Source organism: Spirosoma knui, assembly GCF_054780635.1.
On the sequence record NZ_BAAGVY010000003.1, the window covers coordinates 450,659 to 470,486 of the forward strand.

The following is a 19,828-nucleotide window of genomic DNA, read 5'->3' on the forward strand; positions in this document are numbered from 1 at the left end:
AAACTAACGAGTATGAAAAAACTCCTACAGGCCAGCTTTCTGTTAGTACTGTTGATAGCACAGAGCGGTTATGCGCAGAGTCGAATAATTACGGGTAGAGTCACCTCGTCTGACGATGGTGCTGGCCTACCGGGTGTTTCTGTTGCTGTTAAAGGCCAAACACAGGGAACACTCACCAACGAAACCGGTGATTATCGGCTTTCGACCAGCGAAAATGCTACGCTCGTTTTCAGCTTTATTGGCTTTACGTCAACCGAAGAGAAGGTAGGAAATCGTTCGACAATCAACGTCGTGCTGAAGTCGGACGTACGAAACCTGAACGAAGTGGTGGTAACCGGATTCGGGGCGCAGATCAAGCGTGACCTGACGGGTAACATCGCTAAGGTAAAATCAGCCGACATTCAGGATCAGCCCGTCACTACGTTCGATCAGGCGCTGCAGGGTAAAGCTGCCGGCGTACAGATCAACGCTGGTTCGGGTAAGCTTGGTCAGGGCATTCAGGTGAACGTGCGGGGTCAGTCGTCGGTTTCGGCGTCGAACCAGCCTTTATACGTTCTGAATGGTATCCCGATCACAACGGATAACCTGAGTTTCATTAACGCAGCGACCAACCCCCTGACCGACATCAATCCCCAGGATATTGAGTCAGTCGAAATCTTGAAGGACGCGTCAGCCGGAGCGATCTATGGTTCGCGGGCGGCAAACGGGGTAGTGCTGATTACGACCAAAAAAGGAAAAGCCGGCCGCACGAACGTTAATTTTGGCGCGCAGTACGGCTCCAGCAAACCAACCCGGAAACTGGATTTCCTGAATACGAGTCAATACGTCGACTTTTACCGCCGGGCCGCTGCCAATTCCGACCGGATCGATGGTCTCGATCAGAGCGATCCGGATTCGTACACGTCCTATATTAACGGGTATATCGACGCGCAGTCGCTGGGTACGTTTGGTACGCCTAACCAGGCTAGCACCAACTGGGGCGATCTGGCTTATCAGGATGCACCATATCAGCAGTACGACCTGAACGTAAATGGCGGTAACGAGAAAACGTCGTTCTACCTCTCGGGGCAGTTGCTGGATCAGAAAGGTATCTTGATTGGGAACGCTATCGAACGCTATTCGGGCCGACTCAATATTGATCACCAGGCTTCAAACCGGCTGCGGATTGGCTTCAACATGGGCCTGACCCGGACGTTGAACAAGCGCCTTTCCAACGATAACCAGTTCGACAACCCGATGCAGATGGTGGCCCTGCCCCCAATGACGCCCGCCAAAGACCCCACAACGGGCCTGCCGGTTGGTACTCCGCCCGGCGACCTGAGCATCCCGGTTTATTACAACCCCTTGATTAACATTGGCAACGCGTATTACAATACGACCGTTTACCGCAACATCAGCAACATCTACGGTCAACTGGAAATCCTGAAAGGACTAACTTTCCGGAGCGAGTTCGGGCTGGACGTTCTGGACCAGCAGGAAGAACTGTACTACAACAGTAAAACCCAGCGGAATTTCGGTGCCCCGCAAGGGATCGGGCAGAATCGGTTTGTGCGGGTAGAAAACTATACGACAAACAACTTCTTTACGTATGGCACCTCCATTGGCCGCCAAACGATCGATGCTACGTTGGGTATGTCGTACCAGCAGTCGCAAACCAAAACGAACTATATCGAAGGCCGCGATTTTCCGTCGGATGCCTACCGTCAGATTGCCAGTGCAGCCCGGAAAACCGATGGTAGCTCGACGCAGACCGACTACCGGTTCCTATCTTACTTCGCGCGGGCCAACTATAAGTTTGCCGATCGATATCTGCTGGGGCTGAGCGCCCGTATCGACGGTTCGTCGCGCTTCGGCAGGAACAGCCGTTATGGGTTCTTCCCGGCGGTTTCGGCCGGTTGGGTCCTGACGGAAGAAGAGTTCCTGAAAAACACCCGCAGCATCAGCTTCCTGAAACTACGGGCCAGCTACGGGCAAACCGGTAACGCCGAAATCTTGAACTTCCCGCAGTTAGGTCTATACACGGGCGATGCCAGCTACGGTACGCTGCCCGGTCAGCGACCTTCGCAGTTAGCGAACCCCGATCTGAAGTGGGAAACTACGAACCAGTTCGATATCGGTATTGATTTCGGGTTCCTGAACAACCGCATCAACGGCGAAATTGATTACTACGACAAGCGGACAAGCGGTCTGCTGCTGAACGTTAACGTACCGGGCACAACGGGTTTTGCTACGCAGTACCGTAACGTAGGTGGCCTGCAAAACAAAGGTTTCGAGCTGGTAATCAACTCGGATAACGTAGTGGGCGCTTTCCGCTGGAGCACGAGCTTCAACGCATCGACCAACCAGAACAAGATCACGAACCTACAGGGCCAGATCATCGAAGGTGGTATTAACGCCATGAGCCGCGCCGTAGAAGGTCAGCCACTGGGTGTTTTCTTCACGCAGGAATACGCGGGTGTTGACCCCGCCAACGGTGATGCGCTCTGGTACAAAAACACGCCAAACGCCGACGGAACGGTTGACCGCAGCACAACGAATGTCTATAGCCAGGCGACGCGGGTTGTGGTAGGCAGCCCACTGCCAAAGTGGACGGGTGGTATCACCAATACGTTCAGCTACAAAGGCATCAGCCTGAGCGTTTTCTTCAACGGTGTATTCGGCAAGAAAAACAACTTCTACGGAGTGGGCCGTTACTCGTCGGCAAACGGCCGGTTTGAAGACAACCAGACAGTGAATCAGTTGGCCGCCTGGACGCCCGAAAACCCAAATACCGACGTACCGGAAGCCCGCTTATATTTCAACAATGGCGCGCAGTCATCCAGCCGTTTTGTTGTCGATGGTTCATTTGTTCGCTTACGTACGGTGACCCTGTCGTACAACCTGCCTAAAACGCTGATCAATAAGGCCAAGCTGAATACAGTTCGCCTGTTTGTTTCGGGGCAGAACCTGCTTACGTTCACGAACTACCCAGGCTGGGACCCCGAAGTTAACGCCGACTACATTGTATCGAACATTGCGCAGGGATATGACTTCTACACGGCTCCCCAGGCACGGACGATTACAGGCGGTATCAACATTGGTTTTTAATCTAGACGCATTTCTTAATCATGAATTCATCCATAAAATATTGGTTTATAGCCGGAGCGGTGACGGCCCTGGTCACCGCCTGCGATAACCGCCTGGACGTTCAGCCAACGCAGAGTATTGAAGCCAGCCAGGCGCTGAACACCGAGCAGGATGTACAGATCACGCTGACGGGCGCTTATGACGGGTTAAGCGACGTCAATTTATACGGCGGAGGTATTCAATACATCGGTGATCTGGTTGGCGACAACCGCGATGTCGTCTTTGCGGGTACGTACGCGACCGTCGACGAAGTATGGCGCAAGGCCGTTACTACGTCTAATACAATTATTCGCGATTTTTGGCTGGATGGTTATAGCACCATCAACCGAACAAACAGCGTTTTGGAGGCATTGCCTAAAGTGTCAGCCGCCAACCGGGCCAGCATTGAAGGTCAGGCCCGCTTTATCCGGGGTTCGCTGTATTTCGAGTTAGTGAAAGCGTTCGCCAAGAGCTGGAATGATGGTACGCCTGCTTCTAACCCAGGTGTGCCGCTCGTGCTGACGTCTACATCAACCGTGACAGAGGCAGATAATCGCGCCCGGAACACGGTTGCTGAAGTGTATGCACAAGTGCTGGACGATCTGACCAAAGCCGAACAACTGCTTCCGGCCACTCAACCGGGTGGTAACGGTTTCGCCACGAAAGGTGCGGCTGCCGCTCAATTATCCCGGGTATATCTGCAGCAGCAAAACTACGCGGCTGCCCGCGACGCAGCTAACCGCGTGATTACGTCCGGTACCTATAGCCTGGCGTCAAACTTCTCGGATGTGTTCAACGACGCCACCAACGGCTCAGAGATGATCTTCAAGATTATTATAACTGATCAGGACGGCGTTAATGATCTCAATACGTTCTATGCGTCTTCGCCCAACCAGGGCCGGGGTGACGTACGGGTGCAATCGAAATTCCGACAGCTTTACGAAGCTGGTGATGTGCGCGGCCAGTTTTTCAACACCGCCACGAACAACACCTTCACCAGCAAATTCAACGACCAGTACGGCGACGTTCCGGTGGTTCGGCTGGCAGAGATGTATCTGACCCGCGCTGAGGCCAATTTCCGGTTGAACACCAGCGTCGGCGCGACTCCGCTCGAAGACATCAATCTGATCCGTAACCGCGCCAAAGCGGCTCCGCTGGCATCGGTTACCCTGAATGCAATCTTGCTGGAGCGCCGACTCGAACTGGCGTTTGAAGGCCAGCAACTAGCTGACGTAAAACGAACAGCAGGTACGATCGGCACGACTGCTTATAATGCCAATAACCTCGTGTTACCGATTCCGCAACGCGAGATTGATACGAACAAAAGCCTGGTTCAAAATCCGGGGTACGGTTTATAACATCCGGCTCCTTATACGCAAAACGGTCAATCACCTGGTGATTGACCGTTTTGCGTATAATAGCGTATAGTTTGCGCTCCATCAGGAAGGGTTTCGCTTTTGAGCCCATTCTTTCAAAACCGGGAATGACTTACATTAACATTTTATTACTAATGCAAAAGCTACTCTTACTTATCTGCTTACCCTTGTTCTCGTTTTCTGCGTATGCACAGAATAAGTATAGCCTACAGTTTCGGGGCCTTGCACTAAGCCCTTCTCAATTTATACATCAAAAATTTATTGAAACCGCTCCGCCTACCCTAATGGATTCGGTATGCATCATGGCTTTAACCTCTATAAAATTCACGGTTACATCAAGTGAAAAAGTTGATAATATTATTCCTTCAGTAGGGTGCCCGCCAGTCCTTGTTGAACCCTTAAAAAGAGCAGTTAAAGCTTCAGAAGGCCAATGGATTACTAAAAAGCGACAAGCTGTCGACTGTGTATTACCTGTCATGATATTTCCAGCTATGGAATGTCCGGGAGAAGCTGAATTTTTGACCCTACAATCAGGTGCACAAATGCTGAAATACACAGGGGAGTATATAATGTTCCCTAACCTGTTTTATCATAAATACAACGTCGATATGGTCGAAGGTATCATGCTCTCTCCTATCATGATACGGAGTGGCAGTATCCATTGAAGCCAATCCACGGTGAAGCAATAAAACAGAAGGGGCTGGTTAACCAGCCCCTTCTGTTTTATTGCTTCACAATCCGTTTTCGGAATACCTGTTCACCGATCCGCACTTCGATGAAATAAACTCCACCCGGTGCTGATCTTAAGTCTAACCCCTGCTGGAATGTATCACCCGTTTTCTGGTGCTTCTGCTGGAGCATCTGCCTTCCGGACAGATTGAGCACACTGAGCGTTAAGGCTCCCCGCTGTGGTCCGCTGAGCGATACAGCCATCTGCCCATCCGTTGGGTTCGGCGTTACCATGAACGCTTGATCGACCGACGAGGGATTGGCGGTCACGGTTCCTCCTCTAACATACACCTGAACAACTGCCTGACTGGTGCAAAGATCCAGCCCCGATCCCGACACAGTATAGGAGGTCGTTTGCGTTGGCTGGGCGATCACCTGCGGCCCCAGCGTCGTATTCAAGCCAGTTCCGGTCCAGTTAAATACGCTGGCTCCGCGTGCGTTCAACGTTACGGTTTCGCCCGGATTGATAAAGATTGACGAGGTCGCCACCTGCACCGACGACTTCATGCCGATACGGGCCGCGATGTTATGCGCTACGTTCAGCCCTAAGCTATCGGCGTACCGTAGCCAGTCCCCGCGGTTGTTCTGCCGCCATGCGGTGGCAAACACCGATTCGCCATTCTGCGTCGTCACCAAGGCAACTGTATCACCCGAAGCATAGGGTAACGTAATACCAACGTGGAACGGCAACCCGCTAACGGGTACATTCCGGTCGAACGTAACGGTGGTTGGGCGATTGTTGGCTACGTCCTCCAGAATAACACGTAACGGAACATCTTTCTGCTCCAGAATAGCGCCTGGCCCGTTCTGAATCCCCCGACCGTTCCAGACCGTTACGGTAACGACGGACTCGGTAGCCGCTCCCTGAGCGGCCTTGGCAACGCCAAACTTCAACGACGCCCCAGCCAGGTTACTATAGCCGAGTGAGTTATCGAAAAATTCGGATACCGCCTGCGACCGGTGGCTGTTTTGCCCGGCTACGTAACCCGTTCCGTTTGTTTCCCAAAGCACCGTAGGCGTACCGTTAAAATTCGTCAGGTCAGCACAAAGGCCTTGATTCAAGACTTCAATGTATTCCGTGCGAATTAGGGGGTCCGACTGCCCGGCACTGTTGTAGGCAACCAACGTTACCTTGTACTTACCTGGTTGGGTATACGTAACGGTCGGATTTTGCTCAGTTGATGTGGATGGGTTACCGCCTTCAAACGTCCACTCCCAACGCGTTGGAAATCCGCCGGATAGATCGCTGAACCGCACTTGTCCACCTAACAGTACGCGCCGAGTCTCGGCCCGAAAGTTGGATTGTGGGCGGGTAACGACCAGCGTACCGCAGACATTGGAGGTCAGCAGGCTCGCCCGCCGGGGACTCACGTCCATCACGGCCCGGATTCTGGCTTTTTGATCCAGTGTGAAGATATTCATGCAGGCATCATCCGAATAGTCCATATAGTTCTGAACCATGTTCGTGGTTCCGCAGCTAACCCGGCCAACCTGACAGCCACGGCTTTCGGACGCCTGTGGGGGCGTATCGCCACAAAAGTCGTCGCCACAGTTTGTATCGCCCCAGATGTGCCGTAATCCCAGCCAGTGACCTGTTTCGTGCGTCAACGTACGACCCAGGTTATAGGGGGCTTCCATAACGGGGAAGTTACCTTTTGATGCGTTCCCGAATGAGCGGTAATAAATGACGACGCCATCGGTACTGGCCGGTCCGGCCGTTGGAATACCCGGCAGACTCGACTGGCTCGGAAACTGGGCGTATCCCAGGAGTCGCTCGGACGTAGCAAAATCGACAACCCAGACGTTAAAATACTTATCGGGATTCCAATAGCTGCTGGGCTTCAGCACCCCTTCAATATCATCTTTTGTCCAGTTGGTCTTGTTGCCATTCACACGGTCAATACCCGGTTCAGCCATTGTACGGCCCTGCTGATCGACTGCGGCCAGGCAAAATTCGATCTCAATATCGGCTCCGAGCGGATTGTCATTAAATCCTTTCGTACCCGGTTTCCGCCGAAAATCTTCGTTCAACGTAGCGAGCTGCGCCTGCACCTGCGCCTGGCTGATGTTACGTCCCACGCCGACGGCTTCGCCATTGTGTACGACGTGCACGATAATCGGGATGGTGATGACGGTAGCCGCGGCCCGCCCCGATGCCATTTTGGCTTTGATTTCAACCATTCTTCGTTGTAAATCCCGCTCGAAGTCGTTGAGCGTTCCCAGTTGCGGATAGCGGGCACGCAGCAAGCTATCCATTTCCATGGTAGCGCACTGTTCCTGCTTTCGGGGTGGCACCTGCGCCTGTAACGCGGAGAACGTAATGACGCTTAAAAACAGGCTGAGTAGTAATCGGAACATAGGCCTATTGAGAAATTGAATTAAACGTAAACCGGTAGCTGGCGTCAATATCAGGGAAATAGTATTCAATCGTCAGCGACCGGTCGGTTAGATTCTTGATGGTCCAGGGAAACTTACCGCCCAGAATATCCAGGTAAAACTCCAGCGATGCATTGGCGTTAACGAGCGTCCAGGTGTCGGCTACATAGATGTCAGGATCATCAGCCCTGCATTTTGATGCGCCCTCGCTGATTTCAAAAGTATGCTGCTCATCCGCGTAGAAGGTATATATATCATCTGTAACGCATGTTTGCTGAAAAGGCGCTACGCCAGATCCCCTTCCCTCATCAAAAATCTGGTAGGATACCAGACGCCAGGATTTTTTGGTTGTTCCCGTCAGCAGTTGCGAATAGGTGACCGGCTTGGGCTCGATTCGCTCTGAACACCCGCCCAGTAGCCCCCCCAACAGGACCGGTAGCAGTAATAAGCGTATAAATAGTCGCATCATGTTAAGGCGTAAGTATCAGTCAGTAATGCTGTTATTGGGGAAAATACGTCTGGGTAAAGCGGAGCGTCGTATCGCGGAACGTTCGCACCGTATCACGAATCATCGTAATCCGCAATTTCGCCTGAAGGTTCAGTGTGATCTGACGGTTACGGGGGTTCCAGGCACCGGTACCGCTGAGCGACCCGTCGTCCCCCAGAGCGGTATTGACCTGCTCTGGTACCGTCAATGAGTTATCCCCGTTGTCGATAAAGACTAAGGTGGGCTTTTCGGCATTGAACGAGAACAAGGTGTTGTTGCCAACAACTGCCAGGTTCGTCAGTCCAATGTTCCAGTTGCTCACGCTATACTGCTTACAATCCGTACTGGTGATGGCAATGTTGGCGACCGACGCATTACCTCCGTTCACCACCCCGGCCCCCGTGTAGGTGCCTCCGAGCAGACAATCATCCTGAATGGTGACGGTGAGCTTTTTCCCAACTACCCCTTCCTGCCCAAATCCGACCTGTAAGGAACTGGGTTCTACGGACGTTAACGTAAAGACGAGCGCCTGCGATTCCAGGATGTTATTGGCGTTGTTGATCAGCTTTAATTTGATCTCCCCAAAACTCTTGTTGGCTGGAATAACCACGGTGCCTTTGACACCCTCAATTGAAAAATCCTTTCCTTCCCGGGCCGATCCGCTGATGGTGTAATTAACGGTGATCGGCTGATTCAGAATCGGGCCTGCGTTATGCACCCGAACTGGAATAATGGGGCTGTAGCTTTCTTTGTAGGTTAGCGACGAATCGGTGAAGCGCACAAAGTAAGGTCCCTGAAAGGTTCGGTCTAGATCCTGCTCTTCGCAGCCAATGGTAAGCCAGCCAACCGCAACGACGGGAACCAGCCTCATCAGCCAACGCCCTATTCGCTTTACCTGCCGGTTGTTGAGTATCGTATTCATACGGACAATATCAGTAATCTGTTGGAATTAATAACCAGGGTTTTGCTGGCCTTTCAAGGCCGTATTCTGTTGAATTTCGGTCTGCGGAATCGGCCACAGTTCATAGCGCGAATTCCAGTTTGGCGAGAAAGCCGTCATCACGGCCTGCGCCCGACCGGTACGTACGAGGTCATACCAGCGCTGGCCTTCGAATGCCAGTTCGTACACCCGTTCGCGCTCGATCGCCAGCAGAAGGTCGGCCTGATTGGCATTGGCAACGGCCGGGGCTTTGGCGCGGGTACGTAGTACGTTCAGGTCGGCCACGGCTCCATCGGCACCGGTCAGTTTACCCTGCTGCGCCCTGGCTTCCGCCCGGATGAGGTACATTTCGGCCAGCCGAATCAGCACAATATTGTTATTGTCTTCCGATGCGGTGCCGTACTTGGCCACCGTCCAGCCGTTGTCGTTACCGCGTAGATTTTGGGCGTTGAAGGTGATTGTCTGGTTACGTGTACCTGATTCATTCGATACGAGTGCAGCCACAACCTGATTGGATGGAATCACCTCCCGACGACCAACCAAGAGGTTATTGAGTGCGAAATTGCCCGTTCCCGGATCGTCGCTCAGGCTATACCCAACCTCTAGAATGGATTCCTGCGTAAAATCACGGGTCACTACGTCAATGTAATTCGGCAGGAGACTATACACACCAGCGCTGATCACCTGCGTAGCCAGTTGCTCGGCCTGTGCCCAGTTTTTCTGGTATAGATAAAACCGGGCCAGTAGCGCCCGACACGTAACCTTGTTCAGATACGTAGCGTTAGTCGTTACGTTGGTCGATCCGGCTTCTACACCGGGCAGGTCGGTTAAAGCTGCATTCAGGTCGGCTTCTACAGATGCCAATATAGTTGCTTTGGGCGTTCGGGGAATCGTACGGTTTGTAGCCTGATCGGTCGTTGTCACCTGCGGAATATCGCCGTACGTATTCACCCCAATAAAATTGGCGTAACCACGCATGAACCGCGCTTCGGCGGTAACCTGTTTACGGGTCGTTTCGGGCACACCACTTACTTGCGGCAGCTTTTCCAGAATGAAATTGGCGACGTAGATTGTCCGGTATAGACTTCCCCACAAGGCCCCAACGGCCCCGTTCGTGGCCGTGATCTGCTTGGTTGCCAGTTCCCGATAGTCGGTAAATGTTCCGTTATGCTGGATGTAATCGGCGGTAAAGTCCCCGGCAATAATCGTCGGTGAAGCGGTGCCGCGCAGGGCGCTGTACATCCCAATCCGAACGGGCTGAACGTCGGCAGGTTCGTTTAACACCAGATTATCAACCAGAAGCGCCACCGGCTTTGGCTCCAAAACTTCCCTGCAGGAAGCTAGCCCAACCAGCAACAGCACTGCACAATATCTTATCAATCGATTCATGGTAAAACGGCTAGAATTTTGACTCGAACGGAGTTAGAAGCCAATCGTCAGACCAGCTAATACGGTTTTGATTTGCGGAAAGGTGAATAAATCAATGCCCTGCGCTGCGGTTGACCCGTCGAGCGTACTCACCTCTGGATCAGGTCCCGAATAGCGCGTATAGGTAAACAGATTTGTAGCCGACGCATAAACCCGTACATTCCCAATTTTGTAACGACTGACGAGCTTTTTAGGCAGGTTATACCCAAGTGTTACGTTCTTCAGCCGCACGTACGAGCCATCTTCCAGGAATCGGCTGCTGAGGTAGTTGTTATAAGTATTTTGGTAAACGTATCGGGGTACGCTCGTGATATCCCCTTCTTTACGCCAGCGCTGTAGGGCTTTCCGGCTCTGGTTGTTCTGCAAATCTGCCCCAGAATTCAGCAGAGTGGTATTCGAAAAATTCAAGGTACTGTTGCCATACGAAAACTGCACGAATGCACTCAGATCGATGCCTTTCCAGGAAACCTTGTTGGTGAGTCCGCCAAACAGTTTGGGTTGGGCATTCCCAATGACCTGGGCATCGTCGGGTGTGATGCGGCCATCGGCGTTTTTATCCTCGTAGATCGCGTCGCCGGTCGCAGGGTCAACACCCAGAAACTTTAGTCCCCAAAATGTGCCCAGCGGCTGGCCAACCAGGATGACGTTGGTATTACTGACCCCATTACCAGCATACCCACGGAAGATCGGTTCGGTGCTGGCCAGCTCAACAACCTTGTTTACGTTACGCGACAGATTCAGATCGGTGTTCCAGCGAACTGGCCCGTCGACGTTCACGGTCGAAATGGTCAGCTCTAATCCCCGATTCGAGATTTTACCGATGTTCCCCTGAAGGGAGGCAAAACCGGTAGTCTGCGGAATGGGTTGGGCGAACAACAGGTTATCCGTTACGTTATCGTAGGCATCGACCGTCAGGCTAATCCGCCCGTTGTAGAACGAAGCGTCAAAGCCAATGTTTGCTTCGCGGGTGCGCTCCCATTGCAGACCGGGGTTGGCCAAAGCCGCAGGACCCACCCCCGTCGATCCGCTGTAGGTAGTCGACGCCCAAGTGCCCAGAAATAGGAAGTCACCAATCCGTTCATTCCCCGTAAACCCGTAGCTGGCGCGCAGTTTAAGGTCATTCAGGAAGCGGAACTGCTGCATGAACTCCTCGCCGGAGAGACGCCAGCCCACCGAAGCCGACGGGAATAAGCCAAACCGACGATTTTGTCCGAAGCGTGACGAGCCATCGTAACGGGCGGTTATCGTAGCCAGGTATTTGTCGTTATAGTCGTAACGCACCTCCGCGAACGTAGACACCAAGCCGCTGTTGGTAACCGACGAAGATCCCTGATCCACAATACCAGCGGAGGCAATGTAGGTAAAATCATCACTTGGGAACAACCGGCCCTCTACGTAGCCGTTCCGTTCGGTACGCTTCAGTACCTCAAAACCGGCCAGGGTGCTGAAATGATGCTTTTCGGCCAGTTGAAAATTATACGTTAACGTATTGGTGTTGATAAACGTCGACAGACCTGAATTGATGTATACGCCATAGCCTTGTCCACCCACGCTGGGCAGAAAACCACCAATCGCCGTAGAAGCCGGTTCAAAGTTATCTTCGGTGATGTTGTTGTAGTCAATACTGACTTTCGAGCGGAACCGCATGTTCGGGATGATCTCGTACTCCGCATACAGCCCGCCGAGGAGTTTATCTGTATAGCTTATGAATCGGGGCAATACAGCCTGACCCACCGGATTAAAGTTCGGGAAACCGGGGTAGTTGGGGCTGCTGGGAACGTATAGCTTTCCCTGCTCATCGTACGGCGAATAATATGGTAGGCTTTTCACCGCACCGGAATAAACACCATCGAGGAAGTTATCGCCTTTAACCCGCTTATTATCAGCGCGCGACAACGTAATGTTTGTACCAAACGAAAGCCGGGCATTGGCTTTATGGTCGAGTTTCAGTTGGCCGGTATATCGGGTGAAGCGATTGTTCAACTGTACGCCTTCTTCGTCGCGCATATTCCCGCTGATGTAAAATTGCGTCCGATCGTTTCCGCCCTGGGCGGCCAGTTGATACTGCTGGTAAACCCCTTTCCGAAGTACGGCATCCACCCAGTCGGTATTTATACCATCCGTAACGCCTTTAACCAAGCCCAACTTATCGGGATCTAAGCCCGCGTTCGTGACAGCCTCGCGCTGCAATTCCAGCAACTCAGACGCATTTAACAGATCTGGGCGACGCGTTACGTCGGTCATGCCGCGCTGGACATCGGCCGTAAACGTTGTTTTCTGGTTGGATTTCCCGCGTTTGGTCGTGATCAACACCACGCCATTAGCCGCCCGTGAGCCGTAGATCGCCTTGGCCGACGCATCTTTCAGGATCTGGAACGACTCAATATCGTTCGGGTTAAACATGGCTAATGCATTGTCGGTCTGTCCGCCAAAATCACGCGCTGACAGCGAGCCATCTTCCACCGGTACGCCATCGACAATGAACAAAGGCCGGTTGCTGGCCGATATAGACGTATTACCCCGAACGCGGACGGTCAAGCCGCCACCGGGCGTACCCGACGACTGCGTAACCTGCACACCAGCGGCCTGCCCCTGAAGTGCCTGATCGAAGCTGGCAACCGGAATATCTTTGAATTTTTCGGGCGATACGGAAGCAATCGAGCCGGTAATGTCTTTCTTCTGAGTTGTGTTGTAACCCGTTACAACAACTTGGGTCAACTCATTGATGGCTTCCTGCATCTGCACGTTCACCACCGTGCGGTTGCCAACGGTGACTTCCTGAGCGACCAGGCCAATGGAGGTAAGCACAATAACCGCGTTGTTTCCGGGTATGGCCAGACTGTAGTTCCCGTTGGCATCGGTACTTACGCCGTTCGTGGTCCCCTTAACAACAATATTCACACCGGGCAAAGCCTGGCCGTCCTGGGCAGACGTGACCCGACCCGTTATCCGCTGGGTCTGAGCCAGCAATATGGCTGGCAGCAAAGCCAGCAGGACTCCGCAAACAAAGACGTAATAGTTTCTCATGTACAGGTTTATGGTCCAAACAAAATCGTTTAGCGTTGCTCTATTTCTTACCTTTTACTGATGGGGAAAAGCCATACAAGATAATAGTTTCTAAACGAAAAAATATTCTGATCTTATATTCAGTCGTCAAGCATTTTCTCAGCGTGTCGTTCATAGGACGGGCAGGCACGGATCTAGTATGTTCGTCAACGGTCTGCCTATGCACCGACGTTAGTCGTATTCAGTGGGTTATCTTCCTTTTATAAACGCAGCGAAGCGGCCCCAGTTTGGACTGGAGCCGCTTCGCTGTACAGGTAAATGCTAGGCTATTGATTCTGCTTATTGCTTCGGGTTTTTGATGGGTGCACTGTTAGCCGCTGGCGGGTTGTAAGCGACCTCATTATCGGGCACATCCCAATAGTCGAGAAAGTTGTAGTTGATGGTGGCCTTCGTGCTCACCTTACCCGCCTTGTCCACAACCACCGCGCCTTTGCGGCCTCCGCCCTTGCTTACGTCATCGATTACGCCCCAACGGCGGGCATCGTAGAACGACAGGGCACGAAAGGCCAGGGCAACCCGGCGTTCTTTGCGAAGTTCCTCTTTAGCGGCATCCGCCGACAGACCCGACAGGGCAGCCAGACCCGCTCCCTGATATTGACGAACGGCGTCGATAGCGGCTAACCCACCGGCCACATCGCCGGTATAGATTTTCGCTTCTGCCTTCATCAATTCGTTCTCCTCGTAGGTACTCGACAGATACAGTTCATAGCCACCCACATCCTGGTTGGTCAGGACAACGGTACCGGCCATGCCTTTTCCTTTGTTCACCAGTTGCCAGCGCGTATTGAACGAGTTGCCGCGATCAGAGTTGAAAATGCCGGGAGCAGCCAACTGCGTAAAATTATTCGCCAATCGTTTGTCGCCCGCGGAGAAGTCCTGAATCAGGCGTTCGCTTACCTTATACGTAATGGAGCCGACTGCGCCCGTCGATTTAGCGGCCAAGTTGCCATCTACATTGCTGAAGAAATCACCATTCGCATTCGAGCGACCCGTCAAAACGTTATCCGTCGCCTGTACGCCGTCGTTGGTAAGCGTCAGAATCTGTCCCCACTGCGCGGCTGTCATGGTTTTGGCGGTGGTGTTCACCAGAATGTTACGAGCCTTCAGGGTATTGATGGTCCGTTTCCACATGTCCGGGCTCATAATAGCGCCTTTGCCAACTCGGTTGTAATCAGCGATTAAACCCGACATGATGCCATCGTAGGTAGCGTCTTTCGTTAATCCGCCGAGCAGCGAAACGGCCTGATCCAGATTTTTGGTGGCTTCGTCAATGACTTTCTCTTTAGCAACATAGTTACCGTTCGTTACGCCAACTTTATCATTAATGATTCCGGCGTAATAAATCGAGCCAATGCGCGAGTAGGCATACCCTTTCCAGAAATACGCCCAGGCTTTCACTGTGTTTTTCTTCGCCGTCGCTACAGCAGCCTCTCCTGAGAACGTGGTTTTATCGGCAATCTCAAGCACCGAATTCATCGACGTAATGATGTTGTACATATACGCCCATTCAAAGTACGTAGGATTAGCACCCGCGTTGGCGTTTACGTTAACGGTACGTAACAGGCCAATCTGCGTCGGTACCGAACTCGGGTTGTTGACGCGGGTACCGTCGTCGAGAAGTACGTAGTCAGGCATCCCAATCTGGTTACCGTACTGGTTGGCCGCTTCCTCGCCAACGATGTCGCCCATCAGTTCGTGAAAGCCCATCGCCCCCGTCCAGAAGCGACCGGGTACGCCATCGTAATATTTTAACTCTTTGAAACCACTTACGTACACGCCACCCTGCGCCAGCGAGATTACGCCCGACTCGGTAGCCGCGCTTCCCGGTGTGGGCTGGTTGGGATTTTTAACGTCCAGTTGTTCCTTACAAGCGCCCATACCCACGACCAGCAGGGTGCTATAGACGAATAGTTTGGTCTTATTCATTGAATTATATCGATAAAGAAAGCAGCCGGTTCAGCCATCCGCTGACCATACTCGTCTGCTGTCGATTTTTAGAAAGTGATGTTTAGCGAAGCCTGGTAGGAACGCAGGTTAGGCATCGTGTTGTGGTCGGTTCCGCGGTCCCAGGCTGAGTTTTCGTTACCGGTTGTGCTGCCGGAACTCACTTCTGGGTCCATACCAGAGTACTTGGTAAAGGTCAACAGGTTACGCCCCGACACTACCAGCTGCGTTTGTTTCAGCACCGGAATCCGCAGGAATTTCGAGAAGTCCAGCCCCAGCGAAATATTACGTAACCGCAGGTACGACGCATCCTCGTAGAAGTAATCTTTGGTTCCGTTGTTCGCTCCGGCCTGATAAACACCCCGATAAAAGGCCGTCCAGGCACCGGTTTGGCCGTTGATGGTGATCGGTTCGGCATAGTCGCTAGAGATCCCATCACGGTATAACCACGATTTGGTTTGGTTGTAGATGTGGCTGCCGTACACCCAGTCGAACTGGAAGCCTAGCGTGACGATGCCCCGGTAGCTGATGTCGTTGATGAACGAGGCATTAAAGATTGGGTTCGGATCGCCAAAGCTGTACTGAGCGGAGCTGAACAGCGGTTGTTTGGTCGTTTTGTTAACGACGTATCCGTTGCTGGCGACTTCATAAGCCGGCTTTTGGGCTTCGGTTAAGGCGGGTTTACCATCGGGCAAAACCTGGTCGAGCGAACGGATCGCCATGAACCCGAATAACTGACCGATTTTCTGACCTGCTTTCAGGACGTAGTTGGTGCTGCCAGCGGCCGACGTAACCACGATCTCACCGTTTCCTTTGACGGCCGTAATCTCGGAGGTCTGGCGACCAAAGTTGGTCGTGAAGTTCCAGGTAATGTCGCGCCCTTTGTAAACTGTCGTATTCAGCGAAAACTGTAACCCGTGTGATGCCAGCGAGAAAGCATTGTCTTTCAGAGTGCCCTGCCCACTCGACGGGGCTACGTCGACGTCATAAATGGCGTTGTCGGTATTCCGTTTCCAGTAGTTGAACGAGAAATTCAGACGGCGCAGCCAGTCGCTGCCGCCCCCGTTGACCGTGAAATCCGTACCAATTTCCAATTCGCGGGATACTTCTACACCCAGGTCCGGGTTGCGCTGCGCCGGATCGTAGTAGAATACGTTGCTGCTGCCCAACGTGCGGGTGCTCAGGGTTACGTACCGGTCGAAGGGCTTGGGTTGAATACCGGCTTCGCCGTAAGCCGCTCTGATTTTAAATTCGGGGACTACGCTGCCGAGTGCACTATTCTGCCAGAACGCCAGCGACGAAGGCCGAACGTACGCCGAACCGCGTGGGAACGTAAAGGGCGTGGAACCCCGACCGAAGGCCGACGAATAATCGCTGCGGAATCCACCCGATACGCCCGCCAGCTCACCGAAGTCGATAGTTTGGTTCACCAGATACCCATACGTAATGAACGGTTCGGTATAATCCCGCTGCACGCGGTAGTTAGAGCCCTGCGCGGCCGTGAACGGTGCGTAAGTTGGCAGGCCAGTCGCGTAGGTCCAGTACTCCTTGTAATTGTTGCTGCGGTAATCGAACGCCAGCTGAGTCGATGTCGTGATGGGTACGTTTAACTTAAAATCGTTCTGAAAATCAGTCTTGATGATCGCCTGACCCAGGAAGTTCTGGAACAGGGTCGTGTAGTCGAAGTTGTCGATCTCGCCCGTAGCGTTTGTTCCGTAGGTAGATACGTAGTAGTTCGGATTGGCAATAATGTTCTGGTTCAGCGTCTGGTTGGGGTACGTCCGGCGCGTCGTCTCACGTTGGTAGTTCAGCCCGTATTTGGCATTCAGATCCAGAAACTTGAACGGCTTATAGTCCAGATCAAAGCTTTGGATAATGTCGACCTTATTGCTCAGATTGTTCCGGTACTGGCTCCGGTAGTTCGGATTGAATCCATTCACCCCGGCCGCGCTGCCGTAATACGCAGCGTAGTTACCGTCCGCATCCTTGAAGTCATAATCGGCAAACGGGCGGGTGTTGTTCAGCGAGTATAGGGCGTCGCGATCCGAGTTTTTCAGCCCATTACGGGTGTATGCCAGTTGCGTGATCGTACGGAACGTCAGGTTCTTCGCCAGTCCTAAGCCGATGTTAGCCACCAGGTTCGACCGGTTAAACTCCCCGTTGTTTTTAAGCGTACTGGTCTGGTGATTATTCGAGGCCGAAAAGCTGTAGTCCGTCTTGTTATTGGCGCCTGAGATGTTAATCGAGTTGTTGATCGTATGCGACGGAATAAAGAACATATTGAAGTGATCGTAATACTTCAGGTTCTGGTCATACGGCTTGTTGGCGTTGCTGTTGACGTCGAGCGCGTTGTATTGTACGTTATCGCTGAAGGTTCCGTTTGTTTCGTTAAAGGTGATCGGCTTGCCGTTCGTTGCAATAACTACATTATTGGCATCCGTCACGAACGCGTGCTTGTCGGCCTTGCGTACGTTACCAATGTTCAGATACGTGTTTTCGGCGTAGCTGTTCGACACGCTAACCCGCAACGGGCCATCTTTGCCGCGCTTGGTAAATAGTTGAATGACGCCGTTGGCACCCTGCGCGCCGTAAATGGTAGCGGCAGCCGCTCCCTGCACCACTTCGACCCGCTCAATATTGCTCAGATCAATCGTATTCAGATCGGTAGCGCCCACCTGCACGCCGTCCATCAGGACAATCGGCGCGGTTCCGCGGTTTACCGTATTGATACCTCGCAGCAGGATGTTGGCGCGAGCACCCGGCGTACCGTTAGGGCTGGTGATTTGCGCACCCGCAATTTTGCCTTGCAGCGCCTGGTCAATAGAAGCCGTAGGGGCCTGCGGCAGGTCTTTGGCCGAAACGGATTCAACAGCAATACCGAGTTTAGCTTTCGTCGTCGCCACCCCCGTCCCGGTTACCACAATTTCGGAGAGCTGACGCGCGTCGGCAACCATCTTCACGTCAATAACCGCCTGACTACCAACTTCGACTTCCTGCGATACAGCTCCAACGAAGCTATACGTTAATTTCCCTCCTTTTTCGGGAATTGACAAGGCATAATTTCCTCCCGCATCCGTCGTCGAGCCTCTCGTTGTTCCTTTCAACACCACCGACACACCCGGCATGGCCGAACCATCTTCTGCCGATGTCACCTTACCGGTAACCTTACGTTCCTGAGCCCATACAGGACCCCAAAGTGAGCAGAGCAACAGCAAACTCACCGATAGAATTCTACTCATACTAAGTTCTAATTTAGATTAAGAAAACAAGTCATTATCTCAAAAGTATATCTTTACTTTGTCAATACAAAATTTTGATTTTCATAACTTTTACAAACTATATTCTCCTTTATAGAATAAATGTAAAATATAATATTAAATACAATTTTATATTTTATAATTCATATCACTAAGTAATTATGCTTACATATTTCAACCAAAGTAAGTAAAATAAATTATTTGGATAATGCTATTCCATCTATCGACGCTTATTGATAGGGTCGAGGTAGAGCCATAAAAAACGCCAGGCATTCCTGCCCGGCGTTTCGTAAGTAACCCTGCTAATTTTTGCTTTACGTTGCCTGTATAGTTGGCTGTTCAAGACATTTTTCGATTTGATCGGCCATTGACCGCGTGTGCTGGTAGCCAATTCGGAACAGCTCGCGCGCCTTGCTGATGTCAGTAGTGGTGTATTGGGACAGTTGGGGGGGCTCAATCAATACGTTGCATTTGGCAAACCGATCTTTGGTTTTGCTTTGTACGGCCAGCACCAGGCTACGTTCAATGACGCCCCGCATGGAGGTAATGGGTTTGCGCGGGCCCAGTACGTTACAATGCGACCCGATCAGAAAATCAACTTTGTTCTCAATCACGTCGACCGGCAGGTTATTCAGCACCCCACCATCGACGTATTGACGTTTGTTGATGAGCATCGGCTCAAAGATGCCGGGCAGGCAGCAGGAAGCCAGAACGGGCCGGATCAGCTCACCCGAATCGAACACGACCTGCTCCCCGTCGTTCAGATCAACTGCCACGACGTGCAGCGGAATCTGTAAGCCTTCGAACGTATCGTGCGGAATATATTTCCGGTATAAATCAACGATGGTATCTAGCCGGAGCAGCCCCATGCGATTCCAGGCTGGTCGGATGTGGCGCACGAACGACGACGATTCAATAATTTTCAGGCTTTCGTCGGGCGAGTATCCCTGAGCCAGCAGGGCACCAGTAATGGCTCCCGCGCTGGTTCCGGAGATCTGGGCGAAGGTAAGCCCCATCTCCTGCAATGCTTTGATTACGCCCAGGTGGGTGATTCCACGGGCACCCCCACCCGATAACACTAAACCAATTTTCATAAAGCCTATGCTTGTCGTTGCTTGAT

Annotated in this window: 11 protein-coding genes; 3 read left to right on the forward strand and 8 right to left on the reverse strand. The window is 52.4% G+C overall.

Annotated features, from left to right (window positions below):
- Window positions 1–12: 12 nt before the first annotated feature.
- From ACYVIY_RS10555 to ACYVIY_RS10565, 3 genes are all read left to right on the forward strand, one after another.
- Complete coding sequence (locus tag ACYVIY_RS10555) at window positions 13–3,087, forward strand: SusC/RagA family TonB-linked outer membrane protein (RefSeq protein ID WP_460976291.1); 3,075 nt, start codon at window positions 13–15, stop codon at window positions 3,085–3,087.
- A 20-nt stretch (window positions 3,088–3,107) separates the two neighbouring features.
- A complete protein-coding gene (locus ACYVIY_RS10560; RefSeq protein ID WP_460976292.1) occupies window positions 3,108–4,463 on the forward strand; it encodes a RagB/SusD family nutrient uptake outer membrane protein in 1,356 nt (451 codons plus the stop codon).
- 152 nt (window positions 4,464–4,615) lie between these two features.
- Entirely contained in the window at window positions 4,616–5,146 is a 531-nt protein-coding gene (locus tag ACYVIY_RS10565) for a hypothetical protein (protein WP_460976293.1), read from the forward strand.
- Window positions 5,147–5,204: 58 nt separating this feature from the next.
- Here ACYVIY_RS10565 and ACYVIY_RS10570 read toward each other — a convergent pair whose 3' ends face one another.
- From ACYVIY_RS10570 to ACYVIY_RS10605, 8 genes are all read right to left on the reverse strand, one after another.
- Window positions 5,205–7,568, reverse strand: a complete 2,364-nt coding sequence (locus ACYVIY_RS10570; protein ID WP_460976294.1) for a M43 family zinc metalloprotease — start codon at window positions 7,566–7,568, stop codon at window positions 5,205–5,207.
- Window positions 7,569–7,572: 4 nt separating this feature from the next.
- A complete protein-coding gene (locus ACYVIY_RS10575) occupies window positions 7,573–8,055 on the reverse strand; it encodes a hypothetical protein (protein ID WP_460976295.1) in 483 nt (160 codons plus the stop codon).
- A gap of 31 nt (window positions 8,056–8,086) precedes the next feature.
- Entirely contained in the window at window positions 8,087–8,995 is a 909-nt protein-coding gene (locus ACYVIY_RS10580; protein WP_460976296.1) for a hypothetical protein, read from the reverse strand.
- A 27-nt stretch (window positions 8,996–9,022) separates the two neighbouring features.
- Window positions 9,023–10,336 (reverse strand): RagB/SusD family nutrient uptake outer membrane protein, encoded by a 1,314-nt coding sequence (locus ACYVIY_RS10585; RefSeq protein WP_460976297.1) that lies wholly within the window; start codon window positions 10,334–10,336, stop codon window positions 9,023–9,025.
- A gap of 99 nt (window positions 10,337–10,435) precedes the next feature.
- The gene (locus tag ACYVIY_RS10590) at window positions 10,436–13,468 is read right to left on the reverse strand and encodes a SusC/RagA family TonB-linked outer membrane protein (RefSeq protein WP_460976298.1); all 3,033 of its coding nucleotides are present in this window, start codon (window positions 13,466–13,468) and stop codon (window positions 10,436–10,438) included.
- Between the two features lie 318 nt (window positions 13,469–13,786).
- The gene (locus tag ACYVIY_RS10595; protein WP_460976299.1) at window positions 13,787–15,433 is read right to left on the reverse strand and encodes a RagB/SusD family nutrient uptake outer membrane protein; all 1,647 of its coding nucleotides are present in this window, start codon (window positions 15,431–15,433) and stop codon (window positions 13,787–13,789) included.
- A gap of 68 nt (window positions 15,434–15,501) precedes the next feature.
- Window positions 15,502–18,690 (reverse strand): SusC/RagA family TonB-linked outer membrane protein, encoded by a 3,189-nt coding sequence (locus ACYVIY_RS10600; protein ID WP_460976300.1) that lies wholly within the window; start codon window positions 18,688–18,690, stop codon window positions 15,502–15,504.
- Between the two features lie 332 nt (window positions 18,691–19,022).
- Window positions 19,023–19,802, reverse strand: a complete 780-nt coding sequence (locus ACYVIY_RS10605) for a patatin-like phospholipase family protein (protein ID WP_460976301.1) — start codon at window positions 19,800–19,802, stop codon at window positions 19,023–19,025.
- Window positions 19,803–19,828: the final 26 nt, after the last annotated feature.